Origin of the sequence: Streptomyces sp. WP-1 (assembly GCF_030450125.1) — a bacterium.
GTDB classification, from domain to species: Bacteria; Actinomycetota; Actinomycetes; order Streptomycetales; family Streptomycetaceae; genus Streptomyces; species Streptomyces incarnatus.
The window spans coordinates 6,185,111-6,203,763 of sequence record NZ_CP123923.1 but is presented as its reverse complement, the minus strand read 5'-3'; the positions used below and the strand labels follow the sequence as shown (position 1 = coordinate 6,203,763).

The window sequence follows — 18,653 nt, the reverse complement described above, 5'->3', positions numbered from 1 at the left end:
GTGGTGCCTTCACACAGGTGCGCCGGACGAGCGGCGCGGTCACGGCCGAGCCCCTCAGCAGGGCCGTACACCGAGAGTACGCAAGCGGTCGCCCACGCTGTCAAGGGTGTCCATAGTGTGGGCGGTACGTCTCAAGTCAGTTGACGCGGAACCGGATGCCTGTTCCACTTGCCCCATGCATCCACAGCAGTGGCTGGTCACCCGCTCCCACATCGACTTCGGTCGCGTGTGGTCCTCCTCCTGTTGAGCTGACCCCCTGCGCTCGCCCGCCTCCGGCGGGCCCGCTTCGCGCTCTGCGCATCTCCGCTCTTCCGCGTTCCCGCGCTTCTCTCGTTGTTCCTCGCCCCACCGCGCCTTCACACGCGCCCCTCCCCTCGCGCTTCCGCACACCCTTTTCCCGTTCAGGAGAACGCCGCCGATGCGTATGCCGAAGTATCGATTTGTCATGCCCTTCACCGCCTTGACCTCGGCCGCCCTGCTCCTCACCGCGTGCGGTTCCGGCTCGGGCACGGGCGGTGCGGACGCCTCGGGGGTGGCGGCCACGCCCGCGGCGGTGCCGACCGCGGACGTGGTGTCGGCAGAGAAGACCGACCCGGCGGCGGCGAAGCTGCTGCCGCCCGGCACCGGCCACCTCACCGTCGCGATCAGCGTCGGCGGCACCCCGCCCGGCACCACCTACCTCGCCGACGGCAGAACGCTGACCGGGCAGGACGTCGACTTCACCAAGGCGGTCGCCAAGGTGCTGGGCTTGAAGCTGACCGTGGACCAGGCGAGTTTCGAGGCGATCCTGCCCGCCCTGGACAGCGGCAAGTACGACTTCGGCGCGAGCAACTTCGGGGTCACCGACGAGCGGCGCAGGACCATCGACTTCGTCACCTACATCAACGACGGCCAGGGCTTCGCCACCCGCAAGGACAGCAAGCTGGGCAAGATCACCGATCTGAAGCAGCTGTGCGGGCTGAACGTGGCGACCGGCGCCGGCACCACCTTCGAGGCCACGCTGGAGGAGAGCAGGCATCTGTGCTCCGACGCGGGCAAGAAGCCGTACCAGGTGCAGACGTACGCCGAGCCGAGCGCGGTCTGGTCCTCGGTGCAGCAGGGCCGCAGCGATGTCGTGATGTCCACGATCAACGGGCTGCGCTACGCCGTCGCACAGCAGCCGGGCCTGAAGTTCCTCGATGAGTTCCACCGCCTGGACGTCGGCTTCGCCTTCAAGAAGGGCACGAGACTCGCGCCCGCCTTCCGGGCGGCGGTGGACCGGCTGATCGCCGACGGGACCTACGACAAGATCCTGAAGAAGTGGGGCACGACGGGCTCGGCGATCACGAAGTCACAGATCTCCCCGCCGGAGATCAAGGGCTGAGCGGGGGTCAGCGGCCCGAGCCGGGCTCAGCAGCCGCAGTCACAGGCACAGCACTCGCAGCATTCGCAGCACTCCATGGCCTCGCAGCACGACCCGTCGCAGTTGCAGTCGCAGGAGGCGCAGCAGCCGTCGCGCCGCTTGCGCGACCACGGCCCCTCGAACGAGTCGGCGCAGCACACCTTGCAGGTGCAGCACACGGCGAGCGCGGCGGCGCAACCGGCCCAGAAACCCCGCTTGTCCGGGCCCTGCGGCCCGCCGCCGTGAGGGGTGCCGTAGGGGTTGCCGTACGGGCCGCCCGGCGCGTACGGCCCCTGAGGTCCCGGATTCCCCGGGTTCCCCGGCGCGTACGGCCCGGTCGGCGGTCCGAACGCGCCCTGCGCGCCCGTGTGTCCACAGGTCGTCGTGCCGAACGCCCGGTCCACCGAGCGCCGCAGCTCGTGCACCAGCAGCAGATGGATCAGCGCGCCGTCGCTGAACTCGGCCTCCTTCAGGGCGAGTCGGACGCCGTGCACCGCGTCGTCGGCGAGCCTGCGGGCCTCGGCGCGGGAGGTTCCGGTGGCGGTGAGCGGGTTCCAGGCGCCGCCGGCCGCGTCGGCCTCCTGGTCCTCCACCGCGTCCAGCAGATGCGCGAGCCGCCCGAAGAGCCGCCCGGCCTCGGCGAGCGGGGCCGCGTTGCCGGGCCGGCCGGACAGCCGCGCGGTGTGCGCGAACGCGGCCGCGGTAGCCGTCTCGGTGGGCTCGGTGACGGTCAGCAGCGGGGTGCCGGGCCCGGCCGGCGTCTCGATGCCGAGCTGCCGGTCGACGGCGTCCACCAGGACACCGGTGTCGAAGCCGACCGCCGCCCCGCCCGCTTCCCCGTCCCGGCTCCAGCTCGCCGCGACCTTGCGGGCGGCGGCGGCCACGGGTCTGCGGGCCAGCAGCCCGTCCCGGTCGGCGACATGGTCGCGGACCTTCGCCGCGGCGAGCACCAGGGAGACGGCGGCCGCGAGCCGCGCGCCCTCGCCCTGCGCGACGGACGCCGTCCGCATCCCGCGCAGCGCGCACGGCCCCGCCAGGCGTCGTCCGCCCTCGCTCCGGCCGAGCTGAGCCTCCGTCAACACGGAGATCAACAAACCGTCATAGTTGGTGACGACACGTGCGAGCTGACCATGGTCGCGGCGCAACGCGAGGCAGAGCCCGCACAGATGCGCCATCCACTCGGATGTGAGGCGGTCACCGAGCCGATGCGAGCACGGTCTGACTATTCCGAACACAGCGTTTCCCCCGTGTGTTGAGGTGGTATCGGCTTCACCCGGACGCACCGGGCATCACCCATCCGCCGCCGACCATCATATTTCACTCACAGTCAGCAGCCGTACGTGTCACAACCCTTGGGGGACAAGGAGTCTCGACGGATCGGCTGTGCACCAGTACCGTCACAAACCCCCCGTGCGGCGACTATCCACTTGGCGCGTTGTCAGCATCATGGATGACCATAGGGGAAGGTGCGGAAGCACGAGAGACCGCTGTGAGAGGAGGCGTCCATGGGATCGGTACGCAAGGCGAGTGCGTGGCTCGGCCTCGTCGACGACAACGATGACGAGCGCTATTACGACGACGACTACGCCGAGGGCCCCACGTCCGGGGACGCCTGGGTGACCGACCCGCGGGTCCAGGTGGCCGCGGACAAGGCCGAGGAGAAGAGCCGGCGGATCGCCACGGTCACCCCGGACAGCTTCCGGGACGCCCGTGCCATCGGCGAGCTGTTCCGGGACGGGGTCCCGGTCATCATGAACCTCACCAGCATGGAGCCCGGCGACGCCAAGCGGGTCGTGGACTTCGCGGCGGGGCTGATCTTCGGTCTGCGCGGCTCCATCGACCGGGTCTCCACGCGGGTGTTCCTGCTGACCCCGGCCGACACGGAGATCATCAGCGGTGACGCGTCCGCGCACCGCACGGACGGCTTCTTCAACCAGAGCTGAGGCGGGGCCGCTCACCGGCCCCGCTCCATCCGGTGGCTCACCGGAACGCGTCGAGCCCGGTGAGCGCCTTGCCCAGCACCAGCTGGTGCATCTCGACGGTGCCCTCGTAGGTGAGCACCGATTCGAGGTTGGTCGCGTGCCGCATCACGGGGTATTCGAGGGAGATCCCGTTGGCACCGAGGATCGTCCGCGCCGTACGGCAGATCTCGATGGCCTCGCGGACGTTGTTCAGCTTGCCGAAGCTGACCTGCTCGGGACGCAGGCGGCCGGCGTCCATCCGCCGCCCCAGATGATGGGCGAGCAGGATCCCCTTGTGCAGTTCGACCGCCATGTCGGCGAGCTTGGCCTGGGTGAGCTGGAAGCCGCCGATGGGCCGCCCGAACTGCTCGCGGGTCTTCGCGTACTCCACGGCCGACTCGAAGCTGCTGCGCGCGGCGCCCATCGCGCCCCACACGATGCCGTAGCGGGCGTGCGAGAGACAGCTCAGCGGGCCGCGCAGCCCGACGACCTCCGGCAGCGCCGCGCTCGCGGGCAACCGCACGTCGTCCAGGACGAGTTCACTGGTGACGGAGGCGCGCAGGGACCACTTGTGCTTGATCTCGGGCGCCGAGAAACCGGGGGTGCCGGTCGGTACGACGAAGCCGCGGATGCCCTCCTCGGTCTGCGCCCAGACGACGGCGACCCCGGCGACCGATCCGTTGGTGATCCACATCTTGCGCCCGTTGAGCACCCAGTCGTCGCCGTCCTTCTTGGCGTGCGTGCGCATGGAGGCCGGGTCGGAGCCGTGGTCGGGCTCGGTCAGGCCGAAGCAGCCGATCACCTCGCCCGCCGCCATCCGCGGCAGCCACTCCTGCTTCTGCTCCTCGCTGCCGAAGCGGTGGATGGCGTACATGGCGAGGGAGCCCTGCACGGAGACCAGCGAGCGGATCCCGGAGTCGGCCGCCTCCAGCTCCAGGCAGGCCAGTCCGTACTGCACGGCCGACGCGCCCGCGCAGCCGTACCCGCTGAGGGACATCCCGAGGGCGCCGATCCCGCCCAGCTCCCGGGCCAGCTCCCGGATCCCGGGCAGCTCGCCCTTCTCGTACCAGTCGGCGACGTACGGCAGCACCCGGTCGGCCGCCCAGCCGCGCACGGTGTCCCGGATCGCCAGGTCCTCCGGGTCCAGCAGATCGTCGATCCCGAGCGGGTCGGCGGCGTCGAACGGGGGCAGCTTCGCGGACATGGGACACCCTCCGGATACGGAAAACTAGCAGCGCTAGTTACGGCTGTGCGGCCGACGTTACGGCGCAGTGTCCCGCACGTCCAGAGGGGTCAGGCGGAGACCCGCGGCTTCTCGGGGACCTGCGGCGTGCCGGAGGCGCGCTGCTTGCCGGAGACACGCGGGGAGGGCACCCCGGCGGCGCCCGGCTCGGCGCCCGCCTCCACGCCGGCCCCCGCCGAAACCCCGGACTCCAACCCGGCGCCGGACTCCGCCCCCGCGCCGGTCTCCGGTTCCGCGCCGGTCTCCGGTTCCGCGCCGCACTGCATGATCCGCGGCAGCCGCAGCGCCATCACCGCGCCCAGCAGCAACAGGCCCGCGCTCACCAGCAGCGTCAGATGCAGCCCGTGCACGAAGGAGTCCCGGGCCACCCGGCGGAGCAGGGTCCCGGTGGGGCCGCCGAGCCGGCCGGCGACGTCGTACGCCTCGCCCAGGGAGTGCCCGGCGGCGGTCGCGTCCGGGGCGGAGACCCCGGGGACCGCGCGCAGCCGGGGCGTATAGGCGGCGTTCATCACACTGCCGAGCAGTGCGATGCCGATGCCGGCGCCCAGCTGGTACGACGTCTCGCCGATCGCCGCCGCCCCGCCGGCCCGGTCCGCGGGGGCCTCGCTGAGCATCGACTCGTAGGCGCCGAACAACGTGGTCTCCAGGCCGAAGCCGAGCAGCACGAAGCCGGACAGCAGCAGCGGGGAGTTGTCGGCGGTGCCCATCGCGGTCAGGGCCAGCACCGCGGCCGCCGTCAGGCAGAAGCCGGTGCACACCATCCGGCGCGGCCCGAACCGGCGCAGCACGCGCGCGCCCAGCAGACCGGCCGCCATCGCCGCCACGGTCAGTGGCAGCAGCCGCAGCCCGGTGGCGAGCGGGGAGAGGCCGAGCACCAGTTGCAGATACTGCGCGGCGATCAGCTCCAGGCCGACCAGCGCGAGCATGGCCAGCACGATGCAGCCCACCGAGGTGCTGAAGGCGGGCCTGCGGAACATGCACAGGTCCACCAGCGGATGCGGCAGCCGCCGCTGGCGCCGTACGAACAGCACCAGCAGGGCCGCGCCGGCCAGCAGCGGCAGCAGGGTGAGCGGGCTCGTGGGGTCCTCGCCGCCGCCGAGCCGCTTCACACCGAGGACGACGCCGAACAGACCCGCGGCCGCCGTCAGCGCGCCGGTCACGTCCCAGGGGCCGTCGGCCGTGCCCCGGGACTCGGGCAGCAGCAGCCGTCCGACGGGGAGGCTGATCAGCATCAGCGGGATGTTGACCAGGAAGACCGAGCCCCACCAGAAGTGCTCCAGCAGGAACCCGCCGAGCAGTGGTCCGACCGCCGCGCCGACCGCGGCGACCGCGCTCCAGACACCGATGGCGAGGGCGCGCTCGCGCCGGTCGGGGAAGACCTGGCGCAGGATCGACAGGGTCGCGGGCATGATCATGGCGCCGCCGACGCCGAGCAGGGCGCGGGCGAGGATCAGCACCTCGGCGGTGTGCGCGCAGGCGGCCACCGCGGAGGCCACGCCGAACAGGGCGTAGCCGAGCAGGAGCACGCGTCTGCGTCCGACGCGGTCGCCCAGGGTGCCGAAGAGGATCAGCAGCGCGGCGCAGACCAGCGGGTAGACGTCGACGATCCAGAGCAGCTGGATGGCGCTGGGCCGCAGGTCCTCGCTGACCGCGGGGACGGCCACGTGCAGCACGGTCGCGTCGAGGGCGACGAGCAGCAGGCTGGCGCAGAGGACGACGAGGACGACCCAGCGGTCGGCACCGGGCCCGGTCGTCCGACGGCGCGGCCGGAGCGCGGCCGTGGTCGTCCCGGACATGTACGTACCTCCCAGATGTTCCCTCGTGCGGGGCGGAGCGACAGGCTCTCCCTTTATGTCGTACGGCCGGGACGGAGCGGTGTTCCCGGACCCCGCTGAACCCACGGGAATGGCTCGTCAGCCTACGCGAGTCCGTCGCGCCCCCACGTGGCGGACCTCTCACCCCGGGGCGGCGGCCCTGTGGGGTGCGCCACGCCGCGGCGGCCCGGCCGCTCCCCGGCGGCCGGCGCGTTCCCCCGTCCGGTCGATAATCGAGCCCGTGACCGATCTCAGCACCGGCGTGGCCGCACCCCACGCCCCGCCCCAGGACCCGCCCGCCGCCCCGCTGCTCCGCCGGGCGGTGCCGGCCGTGCTGGCGTACGCGGCGGTCCGTGCCCTGGGCCTGGTGGTGCTGGCGGTGTGGAGCGCCGCGCGCGGCACGAGCGCGCTGACCCTGCTGACCGCGCGCTGGGACTCCCTCTGGTACACCCGGGTCGCCGAACTGGGCTACGGCTACCAGGTGCGGCTGCCGAACGGCGACATCCACTCGAACCTGGCGTTCTTCCCGCTGCTGCCCTGGCTGGAGCGGCTGCTGCACGCGCTCACCCCGCTGTCGTACCCGCACGCGGGCCTCGTGGTGAGCCTGGTGGCCTCGCTGGCCGCGGCAGCGGGGATCTTCGCGGTGGCGGAGCGGGTGTACGGGCCGCGGGTCGGCATCTGCGCCGTACTGCTGTGGGCGGTGCTGCCGGTCGCGGCCGTGCAGTCGATGGCGTACAGCGAGTCGCTGTTCACGGCGCTGGCGGCCTGGGCGCTGTACGCGCTGCTGACCGGGCGGTGGGTGGGGGCGGGGCTGCTCGCGGCGTTCGCGGGGCTGACCCGGCCGGTGGGCGGCGCGGTGGTGGCGGCGGTGTGGGTCGCGGCCGCGGTCTCGTTCGTGCGGGACCGAAGCGCGGCGCGTGCGGACGGCGCGCGGTCACCGGCAGGCGCCCCCGCGCACTCCACCGTCCGCCGTCTCCTCGGCGTGTCGCTCGCCCCGCTCGGCGCGGCCGGTTACGTCCTGTGGGTGGGCCATCGCACCGGCAGGGGCCCGCTCGGCTATCTGGACGTCCAGGCCGGATGGCGCAACGGCTTCGACGGCGGGTACGCCTTCGCGCGTTTCGTGGCCGAGAAGTTCACGTCGTTCCCCGGCGCGCTCGCGGGCGTCGGCCTGATCGCGGGCGTCGGGCTGCTGCTCTGGCTGTACGTCACCGGCGTGCGCCGGGGCCAGCCGCTCGAACTGCTCGTGTACACCGGTGTGGTGCTCGCGCTCGCACTGTGCGCGTCGAGCTACTTCGGTTCCAAGCCCCGGCTGCTGCTGCCCGCCTTCCCGGTGCTCCTCCCGCTCGCCGCCGCGCTCGCCCGGCTGCGGACCTCCCGATCCGCCCTGGTCACGGTGGGATTGGCGGTCGTCTCCGCGGTGTACGGGGCGTTCTGGCTGAACGGCTCGGGGCCTCCATGATCCACTCCGGCGGGCCGATGACGCCCCGGAGAATTGCGGCCCAGGACCGGGTTAACGCATTTATAAGTGCCATATAAACAACACCCGGCATGATCAAAGGAATTACAGAGGACGGCTCCACCGGATTGCGGAATCCTGTGAAATTCAGCCGCCCTTGAGAGGTTTCCCACATCACATCGTCATCACAAAGACGCTGTTTCGACCGGGACCACAGCTCACTCGCTGTAACGTCGATTGGGTGCGTACCGAACGGAACCTCACCCGGCGTCTGGACCGGGTGTTCGCCAGGCTGGACCGCGAGCCGGAACGGCCGGCCCATATCGATGTGCCGGTGATGAGCCGGCACCGGGTCGTGCTGTTCTCCGCGACCCTCGCCTTCTACCTGGCGATCGTGTGGGCCGTGGTGACCACCTCCTGGCTCGTCCGGCTCGACTGGCAGGTCATGTTCTTCCGGCCGTACCAGCAGTGGCCGCAGATCCACGCCTTCCTCGACTACTACGTGGTGCTCGGCCAGCGCGGCCCCACCGCGGTGATGGTCGCGGCCTGGCTGGGCTGGCGCTCCTGGCGACAGCACACGCTGCGCCCGCTGCTCACCCTCGCCACGTCGCTGCTGCTGCTGAACATCACGGTCGGCGCCGCCAAGTACGGCATGGGACGGCTCGGTCCGCACTACGCGACCGTGATCGGCTCGAACGAGATGGTCAGGGGCGGCGATATATTTCCCAGCGGCCACACCGCCAACGCGGTGGTCACCTGGGGCATCCTGGCCTACCTGGCCTCCACCCCGCGCGCCCGCCGCTGGCTGTCGGCCGTCTCCGCGATCACCTCGCTCGGTGTCGGCCTCACCACCGTCTACCTCGGTACGCACTGGCTCAGCGATGTGCTCCTCGGCTGGGCCGCCGGTCTGCTGATCCTGCTCGCCCTGCCCTGGTTCGAATCACTGATCGCCCGCACCGAGATGTGGCTGTTCGACCTGCGCGACCGCTGGCGCGCCCGGCGCAGCCGGCCCGTGCGCGAACCGGCCGTCCCCGTCGCCCCGGTGGTGCTCACCGGGCCGCGCGCCGCCTCGGCCGAGCAGTCCGCGCCGGCCCGCGAGCCGGTCTCCTCGACCCGCGCCTCCCGGGGCCTGGCGCACCTGGCGCCCGGCCCGCACACGGCCCGTTCGGAGCGCAGCCCGGTCACCCCGGCGGGCCCCCGCCGCCCGCCCGGCGCCGACCGGGCACCGCGCGGCACCTCCCCGGCCCGCCCCCTGACGGGCGGCTGAGGACCCGGGCGGCGAACCCCGGTACGCACACGACGAAGGCCCCGCCCCCTTCCCGGGAGCGGGGCCTTCGCGCCGTCCGCGGGCGCGGCGAGGCCGGTCAGCCCTTCCAGGCGCGGGCCACCCGGCCGTCGCGCACCTCGAAGTTGAGCCGCCCCACGCGGTACTCCATGGTGATGATCGCGCCCGGCGGCAGCGCGCGCACGGTCGACCAGCCGCGCTCCCGGGCGCGCCGCTCGGCCTGCTCGGCGTCGAGGCCGACGTACCCGTCCGGGCTGTCCTGGGGCTCCGCTGGCGGAGTGGGAATCGGTGCCATGGGGCCACGCTAGGGCGACACACGCGGTGACGGAAGCCGGGCGCGGCAGGGTAAGAGCGGGGCCAGACTCCCGTCACACTTCTGTCACAGCTTCCGGGGACCCGTTTCGGTCGAACTTCCTCACACGTTCGGGGGTTTCCGTACCACCCACCGGGGGATTCGAACTGAATTCCCGCGTGTCGTACCACCCCCTCGAATTACCCGGCGGAAAGTGCCGTGGTGAGGATCGGGACGGGCCCGGGAGCATGATTCCCCGGGGGAATCCGGCGCTATGCCACCGGAGCTGACACCGCATGGGAAATTTCACGGATTCCGCACATGCCGGTGCGCGGCCCGGGGCGTGCCGACGCGAAGGGGCGAGCGATGGCGACCGAGACCGCGAGCGCGGCGCCGGGACCGGTGCGCGGCCGGGGGCGGGGGCGGGCGGGCCGGGTGGTGGTGGACTGGCTCACCACCACGGACCACAAGAAGATCGGCCATCTGTATCTGATCACCGGCTTCGGTTTCTTCCTGGCCGCCGGGGTGATGGCGCTGCTGATGCGGGCCGAACTCGCCCGGCCGGGGCTCCAGCTGATGAGCGCGGAGAGGTACGACCAGCTGTTCACCCTGCACGGCACGATCATGCTGCTGCTGTTCGCGACACCGAGCTTCGCGGGGTTCGCCAATGAGCTGATGCCGCTCCAGATCGGCGCCCCGGACGTGGCCTTCCCCCGGCTGAACATGCTGTCGTACTGGTTCTTCCTGTTCGGCGGCCTGATCGTGCTGGGCTCCCTGCTCTCCCCGGACGGGCCCGCCGACTACGGCTGGTTCGCCTACGCGCCGCTCAACGACGCGACGCACTCCCCCGGGGCCGGCCCCGACCTGTGGATCATGGGGCTCGCGCTGTCCGGGTTCGGGACGATCCTCGGCGCGGTCAACTTCATCACCACGATCATCGCGATGCGGGCGCCGGGCATGACGATGTTCCGGATGCCGATCTTCACCTGGAACACCCTGTTCACCTCGATCCTGATCCTGCTGGCGTTCCCGGTGCTGGCGGCGGCACTGCTGGTGCTGGAGGCGGACCGGCACTTCGGGGCGCGGGTGTTCGAGGCGGCGAACGGCGGGGCGCTGCTGTGGCAGCACCTGTTCTGGTTCTTCGGGCATCCCGAGGTCTACATCATCGCGCTGCCGTTCTTCGGGATCGTCACGGAGATCATCCCGGTCTTCAGCCGCAAGCCGATCTTCGGGTATCTGACGCTGGTCGGCGCGACGATGGCGATCACCGGTCTGTCGATCGTGGTGTGGGCGCACCACATGTTCGCCACCGGCGCGGTGCTGCTGCCGTTCTTCTCCTTCATGTCGTTCCTGATCGCGGTGCCGACCGGGGTGAAGTTCTTCAACTGGACCGGCACGATGATCCACGGCTCGCTGTCCTTCGAGACGCCGATGCTGTGGGCGCTGGGCTTCCTCGTGACGTTCCTGTTCGGCGGGCTGACCGGGGTGATCCTCGCGTCGCCGCCGATGGACCTCCATGTCACGGACTCGTACTTCGTGGTCGCGCACTTCCACTACGTCGTCTTCGGCACGGTCGTCTTCGCGGTGTTCGGGGGGTTCGCCTTCTGGTGGCCGAAGTTCACCGGGAAGATGCTGGACGAGCGGCTGGGGAAGATCCAGTTCTGGACGCTGTTCGTCGGCTTCCACACCACGTTCCTGGTGCAGCACTGGCTGGGGGCGGAGGGGATGCCGCGCCGGTACGCGGACTATCTGGCGGCGGACGGCTTCACGGCGCTCAACACCGTGTCCTCCATCGGCGCGTTCCTGCTCGGTCTGTCGACGCTGCCCTTCCTCTGCAACGTCTGGAAGACGGCCCGCCACGGCGAGAAGGTCGACACCGACGACCCCTGGGGCTACGGCCGCTCCCTGGAGTGGGCGACGTCCTGTCCCCCGCCGCGGCACAACTTCGTGACGCTGCCGAGGATCCGCTCGGAGTCGCCGGCGTTCGACCTGCACCACCCGGCGTACGCGGCACAGGCCCCCCAGCCGGAGCCGAGGGGCCATCAGGCGCGGGACTGAGCGCTGCTCAGAAGGCCAGGTGGGTGCCGGGGACGATGAGGTCGGGGTCGCCGCCGATCACGGACCTGTTGGCCGCGTACAGGCGGTGCCAGTCCATGCCGTGGCGAGCGGCGATCCTGGACAGCGTGTCGCCCTCGCGGACGGTGTAGCCGCCGGTACCCCGGGAGGGGTGGCCCGGTGCCTTCGAGGTCGTCGGGGTGGTCGAGGTGTTCGAGGTCCTCGGCGTCCTGGACGGGGCCGGCTTCTTCGTCGTGCTGCCCTTGTCGAGGCTCACCTGCGAGGGGGCGGAGCCCATCGCGCCCGCGCGGCCGGAGCAGACCGGCCAGGCGCCCCAGCCCTGGGCCTGCTGGACGCGCGTCGCGACGGCGATCTGCGCGCCCCTGGAGGCTCGGTCGGCCGTCGAGGCGTAGGCGCCGCCGCCGTACGCGCTCCAGGTGTGGGCGGAGAACTGGAGTCCCCCGTAGTAGCCGTTGCCGGTGCTGATGTGCCAGTTGCCGCCGCTCTCGCACTGGGCGATGCGGTCCCACACCCCGTTGTCCGCGGCGGCGGCGCTGCCGGTCGCGGCCAGCAGCCCCAGCGGGGCCAGCAGCGCGGCGCCGGCGAGTACGGCCGTCGTACGGCCCCTGCGCGCGCTGTCGTCACGGGTGGTGGTACGGCTGATATCGGCACACTCGGACATATGACTCCCTCTCCGACGACCCGGGTTCCCCCGGGCGGAGCGCGCCTCGCCGCGCAGGACCGCGGTTCCTCGCGCCCGCCCCGTCCGTGCCCCCGGTGCCGGCGGTGACGCGTTGCCGGTGCCGGGTGACGGACGAACCCGAGCGGTGCTCGTTGCACACGGCGGAGGAATGTAGGGAAAGCGTGTGCCGGACATCAACCACATGACCGTCGTGCCAGGCCAGTTGGCAGTTACCGCTGGTATCGGCGATTTCCGGACACCCACTACATGCACTGATCTACTGATTTTTCGCCCCTGCCCGGCGACCCCCTGTGACCCACTTCACTCGTTCAAGTAGCTTGCCTCGGCGCGGAGTTGACGATCAGTGTCCGAATCGGCACCCAGGGTGATCGAGTGTGGCGGTTGATTCGAACCGATGCTCCGCCATGCGTGACCCCCACCACAGGACGCCCGTTGTCTTCTTCATGAGCCCGGAACCCTGGGGCTCATCGGCCGGGGGCCACCCGACCGGTCCAGCACGCATCCCGAGGGAGCCACCCGTGCCGCGCATGCTCGACGTCAGCGACGCCGTACGCGCCGAGATCGGCGACGAAGAAGCCGACCGGCTGCTCGCCGGAGAGAACGCCCCGGGCAGTTACGACTGCACGTCCTGCCGCACCCCGGGCGACTCCGAGCAGGAGCGCACCAGCACCGTCCTCTTCGTCGGCGAGGAGACGGCGGTCCTCGCCTTCGCCCACGCCAGCTGCCTGCCCTCGCAGGTCGTCCAGGTGACCGAGGAGCAGTTGCAGGGCGCCGTCCGCTCCATCGGCGCGCAGGCCGAGGGCGGCGCGCCGCCTCGGCCCGTGCCCGAGCAGGCGGTGCTCGGTGTGACCAGCGGACTCGTCCTCATCGAGGGCGAGTTGCACCCCGCCCTGGTGGTCGAGCCCACCTCGCCCATCGTGCGCCCCGGCACCATCGGGCCCGGGGACGACTTCCTGCCGCTCCTCGTCGAGCAGGGCTTCATGCCGGTGACCGAGCTGGCCGCGGTCCCGCCGGTGCTGCACGGCTGGTCGGTGCTGCTGGCCGTGGGCCAGCTGCACGCGGTCCTCCAGCCGGGCCCGACCGGCGGCCACCCGGTCGCCTGGTGGCAGGCCCATCAGCCGCTCCAGGTCACCGACGGCTGGCGGGCCGCGGCCAACAAGCACCAGCAGGTGCTGATGTTCGCCGCGCCGGTGGGCTCCATCGGCCGTCAGCCGCGTGAGGACCTGCTGCGGGACTCCCTCGACAGGGCGGCGGCGGGCGGCAGGCTGGTCGCCGCCGCGCTCCCGCTCGCCGGCACCTGAGCCCGCGCGTCCAAGGGGCCGCGTCCAAAGGAAGGTTGCGAAACCGCATCTCTTCTCGCGCGCTGTCGTTTGGACATACGTGCACGCATACGACACTTCGCCCCGACGGTCCTCGTTCTCCTCCGTTCCGTCCGCCCGGACGGGGCACGAAGGGGCGGGTGGTGCCTCGGCCACGCCGATCTTCGACATGCTCGCCTCGGAGTGGGTCAAGGCCTTCCGCACCCTGCCGGGCGACCGCAGCGGCGAGGAGGGGATGAGGTTCGTCCCCTTCGGCCTGCCGGACCGCACCGGGTGGTCGTACGGCGGCCATCGCGCGGGTTCGTTCAGCAGCTCGTACAGCGCCTACAGCGCGGGGGCCTACAGCGCCCGCCAGCAGTCGCAGTGGCAGCGCGTCGGCACCCTCGGGCGGCCGCAGCAGGACACCGGGATGCACCATGTGCCCGCGGCGCTGCCCCCCGGACCGCGCCGCGGCGCGTGACACCCGCACACACAAGGGCGGCCCCTGCCGGACAGGGGCCGCCCTTCGCGTCGTACCGCGGTTACTTCTTCTTGGCGCCGCGCTTCTCGCGCACCCGCACCGAGATATGGATCGGGGTGCCCTCGAAGCCGAACTCCTCGCGCAGCCGGCGCTCGATGAAGCGCCGGTAGCCCGCCTCGATGAAGCCGGAGGCGAAGAGCACGAAGCGCGGGGGCTTGGTGCCGGCCTGGGTGCCGAAGAGGATGCGCGGCTGCTTGCCGCCGCGGACCGGGTGCGGGTGGGCCGCGACCAGCTCGCCGAGGAAGGCGTTGAGCCTGCCGGTGGGGACGCGGGTCTCCCAGCCGGCGAGGGCCGTCTCGATGGCCGGGACCAGCTTCTCCATGTGGCGGCCGGTGCGCGCCGACACGTTCACCCGGGGCGCCCAGGCGACCTGGGCCAGCTCGGTCTCGATCTCCCGCTCCAGGTAGTAGCGGCGCTCCTCGTCCAGCGTGTCCCACTTGTTGAAGGCGACGACCATCGCCCGGCCCGCCTCCACGGCCATGGTGACGATCCGCTGGTCCTGCACGGAGATGTTCTCCGAGGCGTCGATCAGGACGACCGCGACCTCGGCCTTCTCCACCGCGGCGGCGGTGCGCAGCGAGGCGTAGTAGTCCGCGCCCTGCTGGAGGTGGACGCGCTTGCGGATGCCCGCGGTGTCCACGAACTTCCAGGTGACGCCGCCGAGTTCGATCATCTCGTCGACCGGGTCGCGGGTGGTGCCCGCCATCTCGTTGACGACGACGCGCTCCTCGCCCGCGACCTTGTTCAGCAGGGAGGACTTGCCGACGTTCGGGCGGCCGATGAGGGCGATGCGGCGGGGCCCGCCGATGGCGGTGCCGAAGGACTGCGCGGGCGCCTCGGGCAGCGCCTCCAGGACGGCGTCCAGCATGTCGCCGGTGCCGCGGCCGTGCAGCGCGGAGACGGGGTGGGGCTCGCCGAGGCCGAGGCTCCACAGGTACGAGGCGTCGGCCTCGCCGCTCGGGCCGTCGACCTTGTTGGCGCACAGCACCACCGGCTTGCCGGCCTTGCGCAGCAGTCGTACGACCGCCTCGTCGGTGTCGGTGGCGCCGACCTTGGCGTCGACCACGAAGACCACCGCGTCGGCGGCCTCGATCGCGTACTCGGCCTGGGCGGCCACGGAGGCGTCGATGCCGAGGACGTCCTGCTCCCAGCCGCCGGTGTCGACCACCTTGAAGCGGCGGCCCGCCCACTCGGCCTCGTAGGTGACGCGGTCGCGGGTGACGCCGGGCTTGTCCTCGACGACCGCCTCGCGGCGGCCGATGATCCGGTTGACCAGGGTCGACTTGCCGACGTTCGGGCGGCCGACGACGGCGAGCACGGGCAGCGGGCCGTGGCCCGCCGCCTCGATGGCGCCCTCGACGTCCTCGATGTCGAAGCCCTCGACCGCGGCGAGCTCCATGAACTCCGCGTACTCGGCGTCGCCGAGAGCCCCGTGCTCGTACTCGTGCGCGGCCGAGCCGTCGGGCTGGATGTCGTCGTTCATGAAGTCCGTACCTCGTTGTTCATCGTGGTGATCGGTGGAACAGGCCCTGGTGGGCTTATCCCTCGGTGGGCTGATCCACTACTCAAGTGTCGCCCAGCGCCCGGTCAGGCGCCTGGCGTTTTCCAGGTGGGCGGTGAGCTGCTTCTGGATGCGCTCGGTCGCCTCGTCCAGCGCCCGGCGCGTGCGCCGCCCGCTCCCGTCGCCCGCGTCGAACGGGTCCCCGAAGACGACGTCCACCCGCGAGCGCACCGGGGGCAGCGCCTTTATCAACCGTCCCGGCCGGTCCGAGCTTCCCATGACGGCCACCGGCACGATCGGCGCCCCGCTGCGGACCGCGAAATAGGCGAGGCCCGAACGCAGCGAGGCGAAGTCGCCCTCGCCCCGGGTGCCCTCCGGGAAGATGCCCAGCACTCCCCCGGCCGCCAGGAGGTCGAGGGCCCGGGTGATGGCGGCGCGGTCGGCGGCGGTGCGGTCCACCTTCAGCTGGCCGATGCCGCTCAGGAAGGCGCCCAGCGGGCCGACGAACGCCTCCTTCTTGATCAGGAAGTGCGTCGGCCGGGGTGCCACCCCCATGACCATGGGTCCGTCGATGTTGTGCGAGTGGTTGACGGCGAGGATCACCGGGCCGCTCGCGGGCACCTTCCAGGCGCCGAGCACGCGCGGCCGCCACAGCCCGTACATCAGGCCGACGCCGATGCGCCGACCGACCTCGGCGCCCTTCTCGGAGGGCAGGCCCGCGTCCCGTCTCTCCAGGGCCGGGCTCACTTCCCTGCCCGCTTCTCCTCGACCAGGGTGACGACGCACTCGATGACCTGGGCGAGGGTGAGCTCGGTGGTGTCCACCTCGACCGCGTCGTCGGCCTTGGCGAGCGGGGAGGTCTTGCGGCTGGAGTCGGCGGCGTCGCGCTTGATCAGCGCCTCACGGGTGGCGTGCAGGTCCGCGCCCTTCAGCTCACCGCTGCGGCGGGCGGCGCGGGCCTCCGGGGAGGCGGTGAGGAAGACCTTGAGGTCGGCGTCCGGCAGCACCGTCGTACCGATGTCCCGGCCCTCGACCACGATGCCCCGCTCGGCGCCCACGGCCAGCGAGCGCTGCAGCTCGGTGATCCGGGTGCGCACCTCGGGCACCGCGCTGACCGCGCTGACCTTGGAGGTGACCTCCTGGGTGCGGATCGGGGCGGCCACGTCCACGCCGTCGACCGTGATGGTCGGGGCGGACGGGTCGGTGCCGGAGACGATCTCGGGCTTGCCCGCCACGGCGGCGATGGCGGTCGGGTCCGCCAGGTCGATGCCGTGGTGCACCATCCACCAGGTGATCGCCCGGTACTGGGCGCCGGTGTCCAGGTAGCTGAGTCCGAGCTGTGCGGCCACGGCCTTCGACGTGCTCGACTTGCCCGTGCCGGAGGGACCGTCGATCGCGACGATCACGGGCTTGGCGGTCGGGGCGGCGCCGTTTTCCACGGGGGGACACCTTCCTGGTGCGGTGTGCGGGCGGGGGCGGGGAGCGAGAGCGCCCCGCACAAGGTTACTGGGTGTGGGTCACTCGTCCGGACGCATATCACCGCCGGGCCCCGCCCCGCCCGTGCCGGGCTACTGCCGCAGCGCCCAGCCCCGCTCGCGCAGCGCGTCGGTGAGCGCCGGCACGGCCCCCGGTTCGACCGAGAGCTGCACCAGACCGGCCTGCTGCCCGGTGGCGTGCTCGATGCGCACGTCCTCGATGTTGACCCCGGCGCGGCCCGCGTCGGCGAAGATGCGCGCCAGCTGGCCGGGCTGGTCGTCGATGAGCACGACGACGGTCTCGTAGGCCCGCGGCGCGCTGCCGTGCTTGCCGGGCACCCGCACCTGGCCCGCGTTGCCGCGGCGCAGCATGGCCTCGATGCCGGTGCTGCCGGTGCGGCGCTTGTCCTCGTCGGAGGACTGAAGGGCGCGCAAGGCGCCCACGGTCTCCTCCAGGTCGGCGGCGACGTCGGCGAGCAGGTCGGCGACCGGGCCCGGGTTGGCGGAGAGGATGTCGATCCACATGCGCGGGTCGGAGGCGGCGATCCGGGTCACGTCCCGGATGCCCTGCCCGCACAGTCGTACGGCGGCCTCGTCGGCGTGCTCCAGGCGGGCGGCGACCATGCTGGAGACCAGGTGGGGCATGTGCGAGACGAGGGCGACGGCGCGGTCGTGGGCGTCGGCGTCCATGACGACCGGGACGGCACGGCAGTGCGAGACCAGTTCCAGGGCGAGGTTGAGCACCTCGGTGTCGGTGTCCCGGGTGGGGGTGAGCACCCAGGGCCGGCCCTCGAAGAGATCGCCGGTCGCGGCCAGCGGGCCCGACTTCTCCCGGCCGGACATCGGGTGGGTGCCGAGGTAGGCGCCGAGGTCGAGGCCGAGCGCCTCCAGCTCCCGGCGCGGGCCGCCCTTGACGCTGGCCACGTCGAGGTAGCCGCGGGCCAGTCCCCGGCGCATGGCGTCGGCGAGGAGCCCCGCCACATGGGCGGGCGGGGCGGCGACGATCGCCACGTCGACGGGTCCCTCGGGGGCGGTGTCGGTGCCGGCGCCGAGCGCGGCGGCGGTACGGGCCTGCTCCGGGTCGTGGTCGGCGAGGTGCACGGTGACGCCGCGCCGGGTCAGGGCCAGGGCGGCGGAGGTGCCGATCAGGCCGGTGCCGATGACGAGTGCGGTTCTCACTGGGCGATGTCCTTGCGCAGGGCGGCCGCGGCGCCGAGGTAGACGTGGGCGATGTCGGCGCGCGGACGGTCCGACTCGACGTGGGCGAGGACGCGGACGACACGGGGCATGGCGCCGGCGATGTCCAGTTCCTGGGCGCAGATCAGGGGCACGTCGACGATGCCGAGCGCCCGGGCGGCGGCGGCCGGGAAGTCGCTGCGCAGATCGGGGGTGGCGGTGAACCAGATGCTGATCAGGTCGTCCGCGGTCAGGCCGTTCCGCTCCAGGACGGCGGTGAGCAGGGCTCCGACCCGCTCGCCCATGTGTCCGGCTTCGTCCCGCTCCAGTTGGACGGCCCCCCGGACCGCTCGTACCGCCACGGTGCTGCTCCTCGCTAACCAGTGCTGACAGGTGCCGACAGGTGTTGTCGTGCTCGCCCGTCCAGCCTAGTCAGCCCGCGTGGGCACGGCGCGCGGCGCCCGATCGCTGA

The 18,653-nt window shown here is 72.1% G+C and carries 17 protein-coding genes; 7 read left to right on the top strand and 10 right to left on the bottom strand.

The features are described from left to right. Positions 1–445: 445 nt before the first annotated feature. Complete coding sequence (locus QHG49_RS27450) at positions 446–1,363, top strand: ABC transporter substrate-binding protein (RefSeq protein WP_145483452.1); 918 nt, start codon at positions 446–448, stop codon at positions 1,361–1,363. A gap of 26 nt (positions 1,364–1,389) precedes the next feature. Here the strand turns inward: QHG49_RS27450 and QHG49_RS27445 are convergent, their stop codons facing one another. Then, positions 1,390–2,616: a DUF5685 family protein gene (locus tag QHG49_RS27445; protein ID WP_301491646.1), complete on the bottom strand. Its 1,227-nt coding sequence runs from the start codon at positions 2,614–2,616 to the stop codon at positions 1,390–1,392. A gap of 270 nt (positions 2,617–2,886) precedes the next feature. Between QHG49_RS27445 and QHG49_RS27440 the strand changes: the two genes are divergently transcribed. Further along, positions 2,887–3,324: a cell division protein SepF gene (locus QHG49_RS27440; RefSeq protein WP_145483447.1), complete on the top strand. Its 438-nt coding sequence runs from the start codon at positions 2,887–2,889 to the stop codon at positions 3,322–3,324. Between the two features lie 37 nt (positions 3,325–3,361). Here the strand turns inward: QHG49_RS27440 and QHG49_RS27435 are convergent, their stop codons facing one another. Continuing rightward, positions 3,362–4,546: an acyl-CoA dehydrogenase family protein gene (locus tag QHG49_RS27435; RefSeq protein WP_159700078.1), complete on the bottom strand. Its 1,185-nt coding sequence runs from the start codon at positions 4,544–4,546 to the stop codon at positions 3,362–3,364. An 89-nt stretch (positions 4,547–4,635) separates the two neighbouring features. After that, a complete protein-coding gene (locus tag QHG49_RS27430; protein ID WP_301491645.1) occupies positions 4,636–6,381 on the bottom strand; it encodes an MFS transporter in 1,746 nt (581 codons plus the stop codon). Between the two features lie 259 nt (positions 6,382–6,640). Between QHG49_RS27430 and QHG49_RS27425 the strand changes: the two genes are divergently transcribed. Then, entirely contained in the window at positions 6,641–7,858 is a 1,218-nt protein-coding gene (locus tag QHG49_RS27425) for a glycosyltransferase family 39 protein (protein WP_370530514.1), read from the top strand. 238 nt (positions 7,859–8,096) lie between these two features. Next, the gene (locus QHG49_RS27420; RefSeq protein WP_145483435.1) at positions 8,097–9,122 is read left to right on the top strand and encodes a phosphatase PAP2 family protein; all 1,026 of its coding nucleotides are present in this window, start codon (positions 8,097–8,099) and stop codon (positions 9,120–9,122) included. A gap of 97 nt (positions 9,123–9,219) precedes the next feature. Here QHG49_RS27420 and QHG49_RS27415 read toward each other — a convergent pair whose 3' ends face one another. Then, positions 9,220–9,435, bottom strand: a complete 216-nt coding sequence (locus tag QHG49_RS27415) for an I78 family peptidase inhibitor (protein WP_085564047.1) — start codon at positions 9,433–9,435, stop codon at positions 9,220–9,222. A gap of 363 nt (positions 9,436–9,798) precedes the next feature. On the opposite strand from QHG49_RS27415, the gene ctaD reads away from it, so the two are divergent. Then, positions 9,799–11,490: a cytochrome c oxidase subunit I gene (gene ctaD / locus QHG49_RS27410; protein WP_301491644.1), complete on the top strand. Its 1,692-nt coding sequence runs from the start codon at positions 9,799–9,801 to the stop codon at positions 11,488–11,490. A gap of 7 nt (positions 11,491–11,497) precedes the next feature. Here ctaD and QHG49_RS27405 read toward each other — a convergent pair whose 3' ends face one another. Then, complete coding sequence (locus tag QHG49_RS27405; protein ID WP_159700087.1) at positions 11,498–12,169, bottom strand: transglycosylase family protein; 672 nt, start codon at positions 12,167–12,169, stop codon at positions 11,498–11,500. A gap of 539 nt (positions 12,170–12,708) precedes the next feature. On the opposite strand from QHG49_RS27405, the gene QHG49_RS27400 reads away from it, so the two are divergent. Both QHG49_RS27400 and QHG49_RS27395 read left to right on the top strand, forming a co-directional pair. Further along, a complete protein-coding gene (locus tag QHG49_RS27400; RefSeq protein ID WP_145483427.1) occupies positions 12,709–13,491 on the top strand; it encodes a hypothetical protein in 783 nt (260 codons plus the stop codon). Between the two features lie 79 nt (positions 13,492–13,570). Further along, complete coding sequence (locus tag QHG49_RS27395) at positions 13,571–13,969, top strand: hypothetical protein (protein ID WP_145483424.1); 399 nt, start codon at positions 13,571–13,573, stop codon at positions 13,967–13,969. 61 nt (positions 13,970–14,030) lie between these two features. Here the strand turns inward: QHG49_RS27395 and der are convergent, their stop codons facing one another. The 5 genes from der to aroH all read right to left on the bottom strand — a co-directional run bounded on the left by der (position 14,031) and on the right by aroH (position 18,543). After that, entirely contained in the window at positions 14,031–15,512 is a 1,482-nt protein-coding gene (gene der, locus QHG49_RS27390) for a ribosome biogenesis GTPase Der (protein ID WP_145483422.1), read from the bottom strand. A 78-nt stretch (positions 15,513–15,590) separates the two neighbouring features. Continuing rightward, the gene (locus tag QHG49_RS27385) at positions 15,591–16,316 is read right to left on the bottom strand and encodes a lysophospholipid acyltransferase family protein (RefSeq protein ID WP_370530513.1); all 726 of its coding nucleotides are present in this window, start codon (positions 16,314–16,316) and stop codon (positions 15,591–15,593) included. Continuing rightward, complete coding sequence (gene cmk / locus QHG49_RS27380; protein WP_145483419.1) at positions 16,274–16,969, bottom strand: (d)CMP kinase; 696 nt, start codon at positions 16,967–16,969, stop codon at positions 16,274–16,276. The genes QHG49_RS27385 and cmk overlap by 43 nt, the downstream gene beginning before the upstream one ends. A gap of 129 nt (positions 16,970–17,098) precedes the next feature. After that, positions 17,099–18,184, bottom strand: a complete 1,086-nt coding sequence (locus QHG49_RS27375) for a prephenate dehydrogenase (RefSeq protein WP_145483416.1) — start codon at positions 18,182–18,184, stop codon at positions 17,099–17,101. Beyond that, complete coding sequence (aroH, locus tag QHG49_RS27370; RefSeq protein WP_145483414.1) at positions 18,181–18,543, bottom strand: chorismate mutase; 363 nt, start codon at positions 18,541–18,543, stop codon at positions 18,181–18,183. The genes QHG49_RS27375 and aroH overlap by 4 nt, the downstream gene beginning before the upstream one ends. Positions 18,544–18,653 lie beyond the last annotated feature (110 nt).

Bases quoted from the DNA above. Each gene is read 5' to 3' on its own strand.
- QHG49_RS27450 (WP_145483452.1), top strand. From the start codon at position 446: ATGCCCTTCACCGCCTTGACCTCGGCCGCCCTGCTCCTCACCGCGTGC.
- QHG49_RS27440 (WP_145483447.1), top strand. From the start codon at position 2,887: ATGGGATCGGTACGCAAGGCGAGTGCGTGGCTCGGCCTCGTCGACGAC.
- QHG49_RS27435 (WP_159700078.1), bottom strand. From the start codon at position 4,546: ATGTCCGCGAAGCTGCCCCCGTTCGACGCCGCCGACCCGCTCGGGATC.
- QHG49_RS27430 (WP_301491645.1), bottom strand. From the start codon at position 6,381: ATGTCCGGGACGACCACGGCCGCGCTCCGGCCGCGCCGTCGGACGACC.
- QHG49_RS27415 (WP_085564047.1), bottom strand. From the start codon at position 9,435: ATGGCACCGATTCCCACTCCGCCAGCGGAGCCCCAGGACAGCCCGGAC.
- ctaD (WP_301491644.1), top strand. From the start codon at position 9,799: ATGGCGACCGAGACCGCGAGCGCGGCGCCGGGACCGGTGCGCGGCCGG.
- QHG49_RS27405 (WP_159700087.1), bottom strand. From the start codon at position 12,169: ATGTCCGAGTGTGCCGATATCAGCCGTACCACCACCCGTGACGACAGC.
- der (WP_145483422.1), bottom strand. From the start codon at position 15,512: ATGAACGACGACATCCAGCCCGACGGCTCGGCCGCGCACGAGTACGAG.